Genomic DNA, 13,538 nt, shown 5'->3' on the forward strand with positions numbered 1-13,538 from the left:
GCTCGTGCAACTGACGCGTTCCACGCCGTCACCGTGACGCGCCCGGCCTGAACCTCCTGATGCTGTAGACGATGAAGACGGCCGCGAGCACGCCGGAGATGATCAGCCCCGATCCCACGTTCCAGCCGCCGGGCAACCACCAGCGCTCCTCGAGCGGCCACCAGCCGGGCACCGGCGGCTGCAGACCCCACACCACGCCGACGATGATCAGCAGGAGTGCGCCGGTGAAGCTCAGCACGATGGCGCCGGTGGTCCGCACCCCCTGCGCTGCCGCCGCGAAGGCCCTGCTCTTGACGGGCTGCAGCGCCCGCCGCGCCCAGTCGTACTGCTGCGCCAGGACGGCCAGCCCGGCAACCAAGGCGAGCAATCCCGGTCCCGGCAGCACCAGGGCGGCGACGCCGACCAGCACGAGCACCCACCCGACCGCGAGCCCCATGATTCTGCTCGCTCCGTGGGGTCTGGACCGGCCGGCGGAGACTGCGCCGTGCGATTCGCCACACTCCCTCTTCCCGGTCGTCCTCCCGGTCATCGAAAATTCCTCAGCATGCTTTGCATTCCTCTATCGTTGATGGTCAGGCCACCCGCGGCAAGGCGTCGCACCCTTCAGCCGACGGGTTGCAGGCCTGGTTCCCTCTCGCGCTCATCGACAAGGAGCAGATCATGATCGGATTCATCGTTGCGGGGCTCATCATCGGTGCGCTCGCACGCCTCATCAAGCCCGGCAGGCAGAACCTGGGCTTCATCGCCACCCTCCTGCTGGGCCTCGTCGGGTCGGTGATCGGCGGCTCGATCGCGAGCCTGCTCCACACCGGCAACATCTTCGAGTTGAACGTCCTCGGCTTCATCGTGTCGGTGATCGCGGCAGTGCTCCTGATCGGCGTCGCGGAGAGCGTCGCCGGCCGCCGGCGCGTGGGCCGCTAGCCCTGCGGGGCCACCCGGGGGAGGTCGGTAGGCGCGCCCGTTCCCGCTCGACGACGGAATCACGGCACGCACTCCACCTCCCATTCGTTCCACTACTACACGTTGTAGAACATGTCGGCCCCGAGGTGTAGCGTGTGGCTCAAGTGGGGTACGTAATCGTTCGGAAGGCTCTCTCATGAACAAGAACTGGCGCTGGCTCCCCGCCGGCATCGTCCCGGTCGTCATCGTAGGTGCCGCCGTGAGCGGCTCCGCAGTGGCCGAGGCACAACCACAGCTGCCCGCGAAGACCGCTCAGGAGTTGCTCGAGTTCGTGGCCACCAGCTCCGACGACGCCTACTCGGGCACCGTCGAGCAGTCGTCGGACCTCGGACTGCCGGACCTCGCCATGGCCACCCCGCCGGGCGCCACCTCGAGTTCTGACCCCACCTCCACCGCGCTCGAACTGCTGACCGGTGAGCACACCGCCCAGGTGTACGTCGACGGCCCGGAGAAGGCCCGTGTGCAGGTCTTGGATCAGCTCGCGCAGCGTGACGTCATCGTGAACGAGGACGAGGTCTGGAGCTACAACTCCCAGACCAACGAGGCCGTCCACGCCGGCCTGCCGGACAAGGAGCAGGTCAAGGCCGAGCTCGAGGCCACCCTGCAGCAGAAGGCAGCCGAATACCCCGAGGTGCAGAACCTCCCCCGCACGCCGGCCGAACTCGCTCAGGTCTTCCTCGCCGAGGTGGATCCCAGCACCGAGGTGACCGTGGACGGCACCAGCCGCGTCGCCGGCCGGAGCGCCTACGAGCTCCTCCTGACACCCGAGGATCCCGCGACCCTGATCGGCTCCATCTCGGTGGCCGTCGATTCCGAGACCGGCGTTCCGCTCAGCGTCACCGTCCAGGCCAAGGGCCAGGAGGAAGCCGCTTTCCAGGCCGGCTTCAGCTCGGTCGACTTCACCGCACCGGATGCGAGCATCTTCCAGTTCGCCGCCCCGGCCGGCGCCACCGTCACCGAACTGCCAACAGCCGAGGAGGCTCGCGCCGAGCTCGAAGCCAAGCGCGGCTCGCTCGATCCCGAGGCCGTGGACCCCGAGCGGCCCACGATCATCGGCGAGGACTGGAGCACCATCGTCGAGCTGCCTGCCGGCAGCGCGGCCAAGCTCGGGCTGAACCCCGGCACGGGCGAGAGCGCCGGCATGGGCGACATCATGGAGATCAAGCCGGGCATGGACCCCGAGGAGGTCGCCGGAGCGCAGGCCCTGCTCGAGCAGGCTCTCATGCAGGTCGACGGCGGGCGCGCCCTGCAGACCTCGCTCGTCTCCGTTCTCATCACCGATGACGGCCGTATCCTCGCAGGCGCTGTAGGCGTCGACCAGCTCGTCGCTGCCGCCCAGCAGTGACCGCAGCAGCACCCGCGCAGTCCGGACCCACGGTTCGGACTGCGCGGTGACGGGCGCGCGCTTCGCCATCGAGACGCATGGCCTCAGTAAGACCTTCGGCCAGCAGAAGGCCGTCGACGGCGTGGACCTCGCCGTCCCGCGCGGCACCGTCTTCGGCTTCCTCGGGCCCAACGGGTCCGGCAAGACCACCACCATCCGGATGCTGCTGGGGTTGAGCGCCGCCTCGAGCGGCGAGATCCGACTGCTCGACGGCGTGATGCCGCGCGACGCGCGGGGCGTCCTACCCAGGGTGGGAGCCCTCGTCGAGGGGCCGGCCATCTACCCGTTCCTCTCCGGCCGTGCCAATCTGCAGCGGTTCGACGCAGCAGATCGCCACACGTCCCCCTCCACACGCAACGCTCGCGTCGATGCCGCCCTCGAGCGCGTCGGCCTCGGCCATGCTGCCAAGAAACGGGCCCACGCCTATTCGCTGGGGATGAAGCAGCGCCTCGGCATCGCCAATGCCCTGCTCGCTCCCCGGGATCTGCTCATCCTCGACGAGCCCACCAACGGCCTCGACCCGCAGGGCACGCGGGAGGTCCGCAACCTCATCAAATCCCTGTCCGACGACGGCACCACGATCTTCGTCTCGAGCCACCTGCTCGCGGAGGTGGAGCAGATGTGCTCCATGATCGCGGTGATGAGCGCCGGTCGGCTCGTGGCGCAGGGCACGCTCGATGAGCTCCGAGCCGTCGGTACCGCCCGGGTCCGGATCGAGACTCCGGACTACGCGGACGCACACCGCGTGCTCACCGGACTCGGCCTCACGCCGCAACTGCACGGGCGCGACGACGTCATCACCGCGGAGCTGTCCGTCGACGGCCTGCAGCCGGAGACGGTCAACGCGGCGCTGGTGCACGCCGATGTCAGGGTGCGCGGATTCGAAGCCAGCGGCGCCTCGCTCGAGGACCGGTTCGTCGCGCTCACAGGAGAGGGATTCGATGTCGCAGGCTGACGGAACCGCAGTCGAGGCCAGGCCGAAGGGCTCGCTCGGGCTCACGCTCGTCCTGTCGGAGATCACTGTGCTGTTCCGGCGGCTCCGTACCTGGGCAATGATCGGTGCCCTGGCGCTGATCCCCATCCTCATCGCCGTCGTCGTCCGGGTGTCCTCGGACGGCTCCGCCAGTGGGCGCGGTCCCGCCTTCCTCAACAGCATCACGGAGAATGGATTGTTCGTCTCCCTGACCGCCCTCACCGTCGCCATCCCGCTGTTCCTGCCCCTGACCATCGGTGTCGTCGCCGGCGACACCATCGCCGGTGAGGCCAACCTCGGCACCCTGCGCTATCTGCTGGTCGCACCGGCGGGGCGCATCCGGCTGCTCCTGGTCAAGTACGCCGGCGCTGCCGTGTTCTGTTTCGTCGCCACGCTCACGGTCGTCGTCACCGGTGCGATCATCGGCGCCATCCTCTTCCCCATAGGACCGGTCACGCTGCTCTCGGGTGACACCGTCGGGATCGGCGGCTACTTCGGGCGGCTGCTCCTCCTGGCGTTGTACGTGACGGTGTCCCTGCTGGGTCTCAGCGCGATCGGCCTGTTCATCTCGACCCTCACCACCATTCCTGTCGGAGCGATGGCCGCGACGGCCGCGCTCGCCGCCGTCGCGCAGATCCTCGGCGCCCTGCCGCAGCTCGAGTGGCTGCACCCGTGGTTGTTCACCAACTACTGGCTCGGGTTCGCCGACTTCCTGCGGCAGCCCATCGTGTGGACCTCGTTCCTCGACAACGCCCTGCTCCAGGCCGGGTACATCGCGGTCTTCGGAGCGCTGGCGTACGGGCGCTTCAGCACCAAGGACATCCTGAGCTGAAACGTCCGGCGCCGCTGCTTCCCTGAGGTGTCCGTCATCGAGAAGGGTCACCCGGAGCCGAGACGCACCGGGCTGCTGGTCACTCCTACACTGGGGCCATGACAGGGAGAGTAGTGCGCGGGCCGTACGCGAAGGGCGAGCAGAGGCGGCGCATGATCGTCGAGACGGCGACGGACGTCTTCGCGACCGCAGGGTTCGAGGGGGCGGCGCTCAAGCGTGTCGCCGAACTCGTGGGCGTGCAGGAGGCCACCCTCTTCCACTACTTCAGCAGCAAGCAGGAACTGCAGCAGGCCGTGCTCGCCGAGCGGGACGAACGCGCCCGGGAACTCGCCGGGGAGAAGGGCATCACCATCGACGACCTCCCCACGATCGCCGCGCACAACGAGGACCAGCCAGGACTCACCGCCCTGCACGCGGTGGCCTCGGCGACAGCGCATCAGCCCTCTCACGCCTCGCACCGGTACTTCCACGACCGCTACGTGGGCCTGGTACACAACGTCGCCCAGGACGTCCGTGAGCGGCAGCGCTCGGGAGAGTACCGGGCGGACATCGACGCCGAATGGGCCGCACGCCTGCTCCTCGGTACGTTCGACGGTCTTCAGCTGCAATGGCTGTATGACAGGAGCGTCAGCATGGAGGAAGGGCTGCGCCAGGCGATCGCGCTGCTGAAAGCCCGCTGAGGCCTGCGACGGACGCGGTCCGGGTGCGTTCATCCTGATGCAAACCTGCCGACAAACAGAGCCGAGCAGGCGCGGCCATACGAGGTAGCGGGCATAGGTTCGAAGGGACCGGGCATCCCGTCCGGTCACGCGAACCCCACGGGGGACACCCATGACGTCGAGGACCGCCCGATGACTGCTGACCTGAGAGCAGAATCGACTGCAGGCCTTGCGCCGGACGCCGGTCCGAAGGGCGGGGTTCCGGCTCCACCCGCGACCATCGGCCCGCTCCGCCGGCGTGCTGCCGGGCAGGCCGTCATGGAGCAGGTACTGACGCTGCAGGCCGCGGCCCCACCCCGCGGTTTCCTGGGGAGGATGTTCGGCGTACCGCTGCTGCCTGCGTCCGCGCAGTCCTGGTACGCAGGGGCGCTCGGCGAGCGCCTGGTGGGCCGTGTCCTCGCCACCCTCGGTCCCAAATGGACGGTGCTGCACGCCGTCCCGGTCGGCACCCGGTCCTCGGACATCGACCACGTGGTGATCGGACCGGCCGGCGTCTTCACGATCAACACGAAGCACCACGAGGGGGCCAGGATCTGGACGGCCAAGGGAACGTTCATGGTGAACGGCACCCGGGTGCCCTACCTCCGGAACTCGGCACACGAGGGCGCCCGCGCCGCGAAGTTGCTCTCCGCGGCGGTTCGTGACGACGTGACCGCCGAAGCCCTGATCGTCGTCGTCGGTAGCCGTCAGCTCACCCGGCGCGAGAAGCACGAGTCGGTCTCCGTCCTCACGCCCCATGAGGTCCGCGCATGGCTCGGACGCCGCCCCGGGGTGTTCTCGCCCGATCAGGTGGCACTCCTGTCCGCGGCCGCGGCCCAGCCTGATACGTGGACACGCAGCGCACCGACCCTCCGGAACCCGGCCGACGTCGTCGGGCACTTCGACGCGCTGGTGCGCGCCGTGAAGCAGGCACGACGACGGCGGATCGGCTGGCTGCTGGCCGCACCGGCCGCGTTCCTCGTGTCGGCGGCAGGCATCTTCCCGCCGCTCTGACCACCCCACGCCGCAAGGATCACGATGCTTCATTTCCCCTCGACCAGCACTGCAGCGGACACTGCGCGCGCAGCCAACGTAGCCCGCCTCCACCGGCTCCTCGACGATCACGTCTGGGCCTTCAGCAACTGCCGCGTGGACGTGCCGGGGCAGCCGGTGGCCGAGGTCGATTGGCTGTTCTACAACGCCGTCAAGGGCACATTCCTGGTCAGCGAGTGGAAGCATTTCCCGTCGCCCGTCCTGGAGGCCACGGACGAGGGAAAGCCGTGGGTCCTCGCCGATGGGACCACCGTCTCGAACCCTGTGGAGCAGGTGAGCAAACAGGCCAAGGCAGTCCGGAAAGCCTTGCGCGGCATCCGGGATCAGCATTTTCCTGCTGTCGAGGAATTGGCCGTCAATCCGTACCAGGCGGTTTACTCACCGCAGGTGACCGGTGCAACGCAGCTCGAACGATTGCGCTTTGGTCGCGTGCACACCACGCTCGACGACCTTGCCGTGACGATCGAACGGATCACCGGCCCCGCTGCGCTCGTCGTCGAGGGCTCTGCGTGCCGCATCGAGTTGGCAGAGGCACTGGCGGAGCTGTTCCGATGCTCCATCTCGAACGGAGTCCGGCGGAAAATCGCGCCCCCGCCGCCCGCTCCCGTGCCGACGGCACATCGCGTTGCAGCGATCCACCGCGAACTGGCAGCCCTGCACCTCGAACTGGCTGCCCTCCTCGACACCGGAGCCAGCGCCCACACCGGTGCGGGCGGCGGAACGGACAGCAATGCCGGTGCCGACCGGACGGAAATCGTCCCACCCGGCCGTGATGCCTCCCCGCCCTCTACAGCTACCCGAGCAGTGGTGACGAAGGCGCCATCGAAAGGGCCGCACGCGATGGTTGGTCCGATCGTCAAGGCTCACGTCGAACGGCTCGTACCGGCAGCCTCGGCGTCACCTGAAGACGTGAGGAACGCTCTGCTCGCGAGCCTCAGGGACGAGCGATTGAGGTCGAGCGGCCTCCACGTGGGGCTGTTCGGCTCGCTCGTCGGCACGCACATCACCGGAGGGATCGGGTTGAAGGCACTCGTGCCCGGCGGGCTCAGGGCGTGGTGCATCGCCCAGGCCGCCGGATCGGGGATGCTGGTCGAACCGGACACAGCGGATCCGTCGATCCTGCGACGCGCCGCCTCGACCCGCCAACAGAAAGATGTCGGATGAACCAGGTAGCGCACGATCGGCCCGAGCAGCTGCACATGATCGTCGCCGGCCTTCTTCAGGGCGAACAGCCCATCGCCGTCTACGACTGCATCGGCGTGGGGACGGGCTTCATCGGCCTGACCAATCAGCGGGTGATCCTCCAGGACAAGAGCTTCGTGGGCAATAAGGTGGCGCTCACGTCACTGCCGTACCGCAACATCCAGGCGGTATCGATGCTGACCAACAAGTCGATGCTGGGGAAGTTCGCGTCCAGTTCGTCGATCGCGGTCTCGGCCGGCTCCAAAGCCTTCGAAGCGGACTTCCGGGGAGACGAGAAGGCCAAGCACGCCCACGACGTCATCCTCTGGCACATCATCAACCGTTGAGAGCCGCAGGACCGGGCAAGTGATGACGCGATATCAAATCTCTTGCCTGGTGGTTATCTGCCTATCGCGCAGCAAAAGCCCAGCGTTCAACCTCATCAGGTCCGACTGTCCTACTGCCTGTAGACAGCTCCTCCGACCACGACTTCATTTGTTCGAGCGCTGCCACATATGTCTTCCAACCGTAGTTAGTCGTGCCAGGATCAAACTCCTTCTGCCCGGTGACCCGGCCGAGAGTCCTGAGCACGCGATTGTCGACAATGAGACACGCATGATCGATTACTCCCCCGCCCGCGAAGTACATGAACTTGGTGAAGAAGTTGGGCCCCAGGTACTTTATGGCATTCCCGCGCGGTTGCATCAGAAGAAATGCGGCTTTGGGGTCGGTGGAAGACAGTTCAGCCACCTGCTTCAGGAGCTTGCCAGGAGCTGGCAATGCTGCGATGGCCGCGATGCGGCGCGGGCTATTACGGTGATTCGAGCCCGATCCCCAAGCCAGAGCGTGCCAGAGCAATCTCAGCGCCGAGTCGCCAGACTCATCCTTTCGTGCGGAATCTGCCATGTCGAAGAGGGATCCGCGACTAATTCGCCCTTGGACGGTTTCTCCTCCGATCCCCATGACTGGTCCACCCGGAACACCGGATAGTCGCTCGTTCCACCAGCCGACATCCAGATCGAAGCCATGTTCGGTTATGGCCAGTACGCGCGAATGTTCATCCACCCATTCGCGAAGCTTGTCGGGAACCGGGGTGTGCGGGGCGTTGAAGGTCATGAGGTCACAGTATGTGAATTGAGTAAGCCCCGACGTATTTCGACAGTGAGTCAGTAAAACGGTTGCGCGGCCACGTTATTCCTTCTCTACAGGTCCGGCGTGCGCTTCGCCCAGCCCGTCGCCTGCTCGAAGGCGTGGACCACCCGCAGCAGGTCGACGTCGCCGCCGTGCGGCATGGCGAGCTGCAGACCGACCGGCAGACCGCCGTCGCTGAAGCCCGACGGTACCGAGACGGCCGGTAGACCCGTCGCGGAAATCAGGGTGGCCGAGCGCATCCAGTCGAGGTACGTCCCGAACTCCACGCCGTTCACCGACGTCGGGTAGCGCTGGGCCGCATCGAACGGGAGGACCTGCGCGGCCGGAGTGGCGAGGACGTCGTACTGGCCGAACCACCGGCGCACGCTCGTGTCGAGCCTGGTCCGGGCGAGTGCGGCGTCCACGAGGTCCTGAGCGGTCAGGGCCAGCCCCTGCTCCACGTTCCACCGGATCTCCTGCTTGATCACGTCGCCGTGCTTCCGCACCAGCTCGCCGAGGCCGAGCACGAAGTCGAAGGCCCGCGTGGTCGTGAAGACGCGGTCGGCGTCGCGCAGGTCCGGTGCCGCGTCCTCGACGGTGGCACCGAGATCGGTGAACACCTGCAGCTGCCCCTCGAGCACGCGCAGCACCTCGCGGTCCACGGGGACGCCGAGCCCCGCGTGGGCGGACCACCCGATGCGCAGGCCCGTGAGGTCGCGCTCCAGCGGGTCGCCGAAGGACCCCCGCACCGGGTAGGCGTAGGGGACGGCCGCATCGGCACCCGCGATCGCCGTCATGCCGAGCGCGATGTCCTCGACGCTACGCGCCATCAGCCCGGTGCGGCTCAGCCAGGCCCAGGCGTTACGCGTGGGCACGGAGGGCACCACACCGATGGACGGCCGATACCCGACGATGTTGCAGAAGGACGCCGGGATCCGCAGCGATCCGCCCATGTCGCTGCCGTCGCCCAGTGGCTGGATCCGCGCCGCGATGGACGCCGCCACTCCCCCGCTGCTGCCACCCGCACTCCGGGTGATGTCGTAGGGATTCACGGTGGTGCCGAACACCTCGTTGAAGGTGTGCGACCCGGCGGCGAACTCGGGCACGTTGGTCTTGCCGGTCGTCACCACTCCCGCGGCGCGGAGGCGCCCGATGACGAGGTCGTCGAACGTGGGAACGAAGTCCTTGAAGATCGCCGACCCCTGCGTGGTGCGCATGCCCCGCGTGTTGTGGGTGTCCTTATGCGTCATCGGCAGCCCGTGGAGCGGCGGGAGGTCGGCGCCCGACGTCGTCAGCCGGTCCGCGGCGGCCGCGAGCGCCGCCGCTCCCTCGCGGTCCTGGGTGACGACGGCGTTGATCGCGCCGTTGACGGCGTCGATCCGCGCGAAGTGCGCTTCGAGCGCTTCCCGCGCAGACACCTCGCCACGCCGGATGGCGCCGGTCAGCTCGACGGCGGAGAGCTCGTGCAGCTCAGCGGTCACGCGGGCGTCCCGACCTGCGAGAGCAGCGCCGTCATGGCAGCGCGCACACCCGTGGTCAGGGTCGGCTCGAGGGCGGGCGCGAAGAAGGGCGAGTGGTTACCGGGCGGCGGGGTGTCGCCGTCGAGCAGTGCCTGCGGGTGCCCGCCGAAGAACCAGTAGACGCTCGGCACGCCGATGGCCTCGGCCAGCAGTCCGAAGTCCTCGCTACCCATGACCGGCGGGGACTCGATCACGGCGTCCTCGCCCAATACCTCACCGAGCACGGCCATCAGGTCCGTTGTCGAGTCGGGATCGTTGTAGCACTGGGGGAAGCTGGTGATCTCCTCGATGGTCGGCTCCGGCGCACCCGACGCCATGGCCTCCGCGCTGATGATCCGGCGGAGGGAGACGAGCACGCGCTCGCGCACCTCGGGATCGAACGTGCGCACGTTGAGGGTGAACTCCGCCGTCGCCGGAATGATGTTCTCCTTCAGCCCCGCATGGAACGTGCCGATGGTGACCACGGCCGACTTCATCGGGTGCACCTCCCGCGAGACGACGGTCTGCAACCGGACCACCATGTGGGCGCCGAGGACTATCGGGTCGATCGACTGCTCGGGCTGCGAGCCGTGCGCCTGCTTGCCCTGCACGGTGACGCGCCAGGAGTCGGCCATCGCCATGGCCGTGCCCTTGCTGATGTTGACGGTTCCTGTGAGTCCGGGCCACACGTGCTGCCCGTAGATGATGGAAGGCTTCGGCGCTGTGTCCCACAGCCCGTCCTCGACCATGGCCTCCGCCCCTTCGCCGATCTCCTCACCGGGCTGGAAGATGAAGACGACGGTGCCGGACCAGGCGTCGAGGTTCTCGGTCAGCAGCTGGGCGGCGGTCAGGCCGACCGTGATGTGGGTGTCGTGCCCGCAGCCGTGCATCACCGGGACCGCGGTCCCGTCGGCGAGCGCGCCCGTCGTCGTACTCGCGTAGTCGAGGCCCGTGTCCTCCAGCATGGGCAGACCGTCTGTATCCGCGCGGTAGCCGATCACCGGTCCGTCGCCATTCCGGAGGACGCCGACGACGCCGGTCCCGCCGCACATGAACGCGTCCAGCCCGAGGTGCGTGAGCTTCTCGAGGATGAACGCGGCGGTGTGCGTCTCCTGCATGGACAGCTCGGGGTGGGCGTGGAGGTGGCGGTACAGCTCGTGCATCGCCGAGGTGTGGGCGTCGGTGAGCTCGAAGACAGCGGTGTCGATGGCCATGGTGTCCTTCATGGAGTCGGAAGTGCGGGCGGTCACCTCGAGTACATCAGGACTGCGACGGCGAGCGCGAGGGGAACCCTTCCCGGCACGTTCACCTCGCCGTCGTGCCGGGGTCACCCGATGGTGACTACGCTCGGCAGCGTTGGCGTCATGAGAGCCGCGTTCCGCTTCCTCGCCGTCCTCCTGTCCGCCGTCCTCGTCACCGGAGCAGCCAAGCCGGCGGTTCAGGACTTCCCCACCCCGGTCGACGGCGGTGCCTGGCCCGCCGGCCACCTGCAGGGCATCGCCGTGGACACCGAGAACGAGGTGATCTACTACTCCTTCACCACCATGCTCGTGAAGACCGACCTCGAGGGCACCGTGCTCGGCACCGTCACGGGCTTCACCGGGCACCTGGGCGATCTCGACTTCAACAAGAAGGACGGCCGCGTTTACGGGTCGCTGGAGTACAAGGAGGCGGAGTCCTTCTACATCGTCATCTTCGACGCGAGCCGCATCACCAGGATGGGCATGGACGCCGAGACGGACGGCATCGTCACCGCCGTGTACCTCGACGAGGTGGTGCAGGACTTCACAGCGGACATGGACGGCAACGGCGTGTTCGACGGCAACATCGCGGACACCTCGGACCACCGGTACGGCAGCAGTGGGATCGACGGCGTCACCTTCGGCTCGGCCTTCGGACGCAAGAACGGCAAGCAGCTGCTCACCGTCGCGTACGGCGTGTACTCGAATCTCGGCCGCACGGACAACGACCACCAGGTGCTGCTGCAGTACGACGTCACGCGCTGGAAGAAGTACGAGCAGCCCCTCTCCCAGGCCGCCCCGCACACCTCGGGGCCGGCGACGACGGACGGCAAGTACTTCGTCCACACCGGCAACACCCGGTTCGGCGTGCAGAACCTGAACTACGACGCCGCCAGCCACACCTGGCTCCTCGGCGTCTACAAGGGCGCGAAGCCAGAGTTCCCCAGCTACTCGCTCTACGCGATCGACGGCTCGTCGCGGCCCCTGCGTGGCGAGATCGTCGGCCAACCGGCCTACGAGGAAGGCCTGCTCCTCCCCCTCGCCGAGCAGGGCCTGCGCCACGGGCCCACCGGCATCCGCGGCTGGAACTTCACGGCCGACGTCGGCATGGAGTCACTCGGGAACGGCTATTTCTACATCGCCCGGCAGGGCCGCCTCGTCGAGGACGGCGTCACCCAGCAGACCGCCGTGCTGGACCTCTACCGGTGGACGGGTGCGGCGCCGTCGCCCTTCGAGCGGGTCACGCGCTAGTCGCCGCCGAGCATTCTCGAGCGGTGACATGCCCTCGAGGGAGAGGCCTACTCCTCAGTCTTCGGGCGAGCACGGAGACGTGTCGATGCGGCGTTTTCCGCATGAAAGCCGAAGGCCTTCCTCACCTGTTCCGAGGTTCGGCTCAAGGTTTGCCGGTTCCTGCCCATGCGCGGCGGCGGTGATGAATAGTTGCAATGAGGACGCGCCGGCGCACAGCGCGAGGCGTCGACGCCGCACTTCTTTCCATCACGAACTCACTTTTTCCCGGGGGATCCATGTCATCGTCATCCGACCACTTTCCTGCATACAACCCGTCCCGACCGCCCACACCACCGCGTCCGCGGGCGACCGTCTCGACCTACGTCGTGGCCGCCATCGTGGTGCTGTTCATGATCATCGGCGGGATCACCAGCGGGTTCGGCGGGGTCATCTCCACGCTCGCCGTCTTCCTGTTCTTCACCGGCCTGTACACGCTGATCTTCGGCCGGCCCTCCTGGCTCCGGCTCCCCGCGAGGAAGTGGGGCGGTGCCACATTGGGCGCGGCCGTCGTGCTGCTCCTCATCGGCGGGATCGTGTCACCGACACCGTCGGCGCCGTTGGAGACGGCAGCAGTTGATACCGAATCCGTGCCGTCGGCGACGGAGTCGAGCGACGCCACGGAGACGCCGTCGGCCGCCGAAGCCAGCGCGAGCGCTGCAGCCGAGGCGACGAAGGAGGCCGAAGCCGAGGCGAGTGCTGAAGCCGAAGCGGCGGTGAAGGCCGAGGAGGACGCGAAGAAAAAGGCCGAGGCCGAGGCGCAGGCCGCAGCGGACGCCGCGCGGGAGGCCGAGGAGAAAGCGAAGGCGGACGCCGACGCAAAAGCGAAGGCGGAAGCGGACGCCGTTGCAGCAGCCGAGGCACAGGCCAAAGCCGAAGCCGACGCGAAAGCGAAGGCGGAGGCTGACGCAGCTGAGAAGGCCGCGGCGGGCACCATCAGCCAGCAGAATGCTAGGCGCAAAGCCAACGATTACCTGGACTTCACAGCGTTCTCCAGGACGGGCCTCATTGACCAGTTGATCTACGAGGAGTATTCCGTGGAGGATGCCACGTGGGCAGTCGACCGCATCACGGTCGACTGGAACGAGCAAGCTGCAAAGAAGGCCGCGGACTACCTCGACTTCACCGCATTCTCGCGTGCCGGCCTCTACGACCAGCTGATCTACGAGGGCTACACCCCTGAGCAGGCCGACTACGGGGTCAGCACCACGGGCCTCTAGGCCTGATCGATCTCCTGCCCTCCCTGGAAGGCCGCTCGCTCCTCTTGGAGCGGGCGGCCTTCCGATGTTTCAGGGCTC

14 protein-coding genes are annotated in these 13,538 nt (G+C 67.7%); 10 read left to right on the forward strand and 4 right to left on the reverse strand.

Annotated features, from left to right (window positions below; all coding sequences use genetic code 11):
- Positions 1 to 28: 28 nt before the first annotated feature.
- Positions 29 to 436 (reverse strand): PGPGW domain-containing protein, encoded by a 408-nt coding sequence (locus AC4D12_RS13260; RefSeq protein ID WP_490950402.1) that lies wholly within the window; start codon positions 434 to 436, stop codon positions 29 to 31.
- A 224-nt stretch (positions 437 to 660) separates the two neighbouring features.
- Here AC4D12_RS13260 and AC4D12_RS13265 point away from each other — a divergent pair, with 224 nt between their 5' ends.
- The 8 genes from AC4D12_RS13265 (at position 661) to AC4D12_RS13300 (ending at position 7,429) form a co-directional block, all read left to right on the forward strand.
- Positions 661 to 921, forward strand: a complete 261-nt coding sequence (locus AC4D12_RS13265) for a GlsB/YeaQ/YmgE family stress response membrane protein (RefSeq protein ID WP_490950403.1) — start codon at positions 661 to 663, stop codon at positions 919 to 921.
- A 175-nt stretch (positions 922 to 1,096) separates the two neighbouring features.
- Entirely contained in the window at positions 1,097 to 2,305 is a 1,209-nt protein-coding gene (locus AC4D12_RS13270; RefSeq protein ID WP_490950404.1) for a LolA family protein, read from the forward strand.
- 46 nt (positions 2,306 to 2,351) lie between these two features.
- The gene (locus tag AC4D12_RS13275; RefSeq protein WP_490950405.1) at positions 2,352 to 3,299 is read left to right on the forward strand and encodes an ABC transporter ATP-binding protein; all 948 of its coding nucleotides are present in this window, start codon (positions 2,352 to 2,354) and stop codon (positions 3,297 to 3,299) included.
- Positions 3,286 to 4,149, forward strand: a complete 864-nt coding sequence (locus AC4D12_RS13280) for an ABC transporter permease (RefSeq protein ID WP_490950406.1) — start codon at positions 3,286 to 3,288, stop codon at positions 4,147 to 4,149. The genes AC4D12_RS13275 and AC4D12_RS13280 overlap by 14 nt, the downstream gene beginning before the upstream one ends.
- A gap of 98 nt (positions 4,150 to 4,247) precedes the next feature.
- Positions 4,248 to 4,829 carry a TetR family transcriptional regulator gene (locus tag AC4D12_RS13285; protein WP_490950407.1) on the forward strand — a complete coding sequence of 194 codons (582 nt, stop codon included), beginning with the start codon at positions 4,248 to 4,250 and terminating at the stop codon, positions 4,827 to 4,829.
- A gap of 171 nt (positions 4,830 to 5,000) precedes the next feature.
- Complete coding sequence (locus AC4D12_RS13290; protein WP_490950408.1) at positions 5,001 to 5,861, forward strand: nuclease-related domain-containing protein; 861 nt, start codon at positions 5,001 to 5,003, stop codon at positions 5,859 to 5,861.
- A 24-nt stretch (positions 5,862 to 5,885) separates the two neighbouring features.
- Entirely contained in the window at positions 5,886 to 7,064 is a 1,179-nt protein-coding gene (locus AC4D12_RS13295) for a nuclease-related domain-containing protein (protein ID WP_490950409.1), read from the forward strand.
- Complete coding sequence (locus AC4D12_RS13300; RefSeq protein ID WP_490950410.1) at positions 7,061 to 7,429, forward strand: PH domain-containing protein; 369 nt, start codon at positions 7,061 to 7,063, stop codon at positions 7,427 to 7,429. The genes AC4D12_RS13295 and AC4D12_RS13300 overlap by 4 nt, the downstream gene beginning before the upstream one ends.
- A 61-nt stretch (positions 7,430 to 7,490) precedes the next feature.
- Here AC4D12_RS13300 and AC4D12_RS13305 read toward each other — a convergent pair whose 3' ends face one another.
- From AC4D12_RS13305 to AC4D12_RS13315, 3 genes are all read right to left on the reverse strand, one after another.
- Positions 7,491 to 8,198: an 8-oxoguanine DNA glycosylase OGG fold protein gene (locus tag AC4D12_RS13305; RefSeq protein ID WP_490950411.1), complete on the reverse strand. Its 708-nt coding sequence runs from the start codon at positions 8,196 to 8,198 to the stop codon at positions 7,491 to 7,493.
- 86 nt (positions 8,199 to 8,284) lie between these two features.
- Positions 8,285 to 9,694, reverse strand: coding sequence for an amidase (locus tag AC4D12_RS13310; protein ID WP_490950412.1), 1,410 nt, complete (start codon positions 9,692 to 9,694; stop codon positions 8,285 to 8,287).
- The gene (locus AC4D12_RS13315) at positions 9,691 to 10,926 is read right to left on the reverse strand and encodes an amidohydrolase (RefSeq protein WP_490950656.1); all 1,236 of its coding nucleotides are present in this window, start codon (positions 10,924 to 10,926) and stop codon (positions 9,691 to 9,693) included. The genes AC4D12_RS13310 and AC4D12_RS13315 overlap by 4 nt, the downstream gene beginning before the upstream one ends.
- Before the next feature lie 150 nt (positions 10,927 to 11,076).
- Between AC4D12_RS13315 and AC4D12_RS13320 the strand changes: the two genes are divergently transcribed.
- The gene (locus tag AC4D12_RS13320) at positions 11,077 to 12,204 is read left to right on the forward strand and encodes a hypothetical protein (protein WP_490950413.1); all 1,128 of its coding nucleotides are present in this window, start codon (positions 11,077 to 11,079) and stop codon (positions 12,202 to 12,204) included.
- Positions 12,205 to 12,569: 365 nt separating this feature from the next.
- Positions 12,570 to 13,460: a cell envelope integrity protein TolA gene (tolA, locus tag AC4D12_RS13325; RefSeq protein WP_490950414.1), complete on the forward strand. Its 891-nt coding sequence runs from the start codon at positions 12,570 to 12,572 to the stop codon at positions 13,458 to 13,460.
- The last annotated feature ends 78 nt before the right edge of the window (positions 13,461 to 13,538 follow it).

This window comes from Arthrobacter sp. TJ-266 (assembly GCF_058269115.1).

Coding starts and splice junctions, on each gene's coding strand:
- AC4D12_RS13260 (WP_490950402.1), bottom strand. CDS start 436: ATGGGGCTCGCGGTCGGGTGGGTGCTCGTGCTGGTCGGCGTCGCCGCC.
- AC4D12_RS13265 (WP_490950403.1), top strand. CDS start 661: ATGATCGGATTCATCGTTGCGGGGCTCATCATCGGTGCGCTCGCACGC.
- AC4D12_RS13270 (WP_490950404.1), top strand. CDS start 1,097: ATGAACAAGAACTGGCGCTGGCTCCCCGCCGGCATCGTCCCGGTCGTC.
- AC4D12_RS13280 (WP_490950406.1), top strand. CDS start 3,286: ATGTCGCAGGCTGACGGAACCGCAGTCGAGGCCAGGCCGAAGGGCTCG.
- AC4D12_RS13285 (WP_490950407.1), top strand. CDS start 4,248: ATGACAGGGAGAGTAGTGCGCGGGCCGTACGCGAAGGGCGAGCAGAGG.
- AC4D12_RS13290 (WP_490950408.1), top strand. CDS start 5,001: ATGACTGCTGACCTGAGAGCAGAATCGACTGCAGGCCTTGCGCCGGAC.
- AC4D12_RS13295 (WP_490950409.1), top strand. CDS start 5,886: ATGCTTCATTTCCCCTCGACCAGCACTGCAGCGGACACTGCGCGCGCA.
- AC4D12_RS13300 (WP_490950410.1), top strand. CDS start 7,061: ATGAACCAGGTAGCGCACGATCGGCCCGAGCAGCTGCACATGATCGTC.
- AC4D12_RS13305 (WP_490950411.1), bottom strand. CDS start 8,198: ATGACCTTCAACGCCCCGCACACCCCGGTTCCCGACAAGCTTCGCGAA.
- AC4D12_RS13315 (WP_490950656.1), bottom strand. CDS start 10,926: ATGGCCATCGACACCGCTGTCTTCGAGCTCACCGACGCCCACACCTCG.
- AC4D12_RS13320 (WP_490950413.1), top strand. CDS start 11,077: ATGAGAGCCGCGTTCCGCTTCCTCGCCGTCCTCCTGTCCGCCGTCCTC.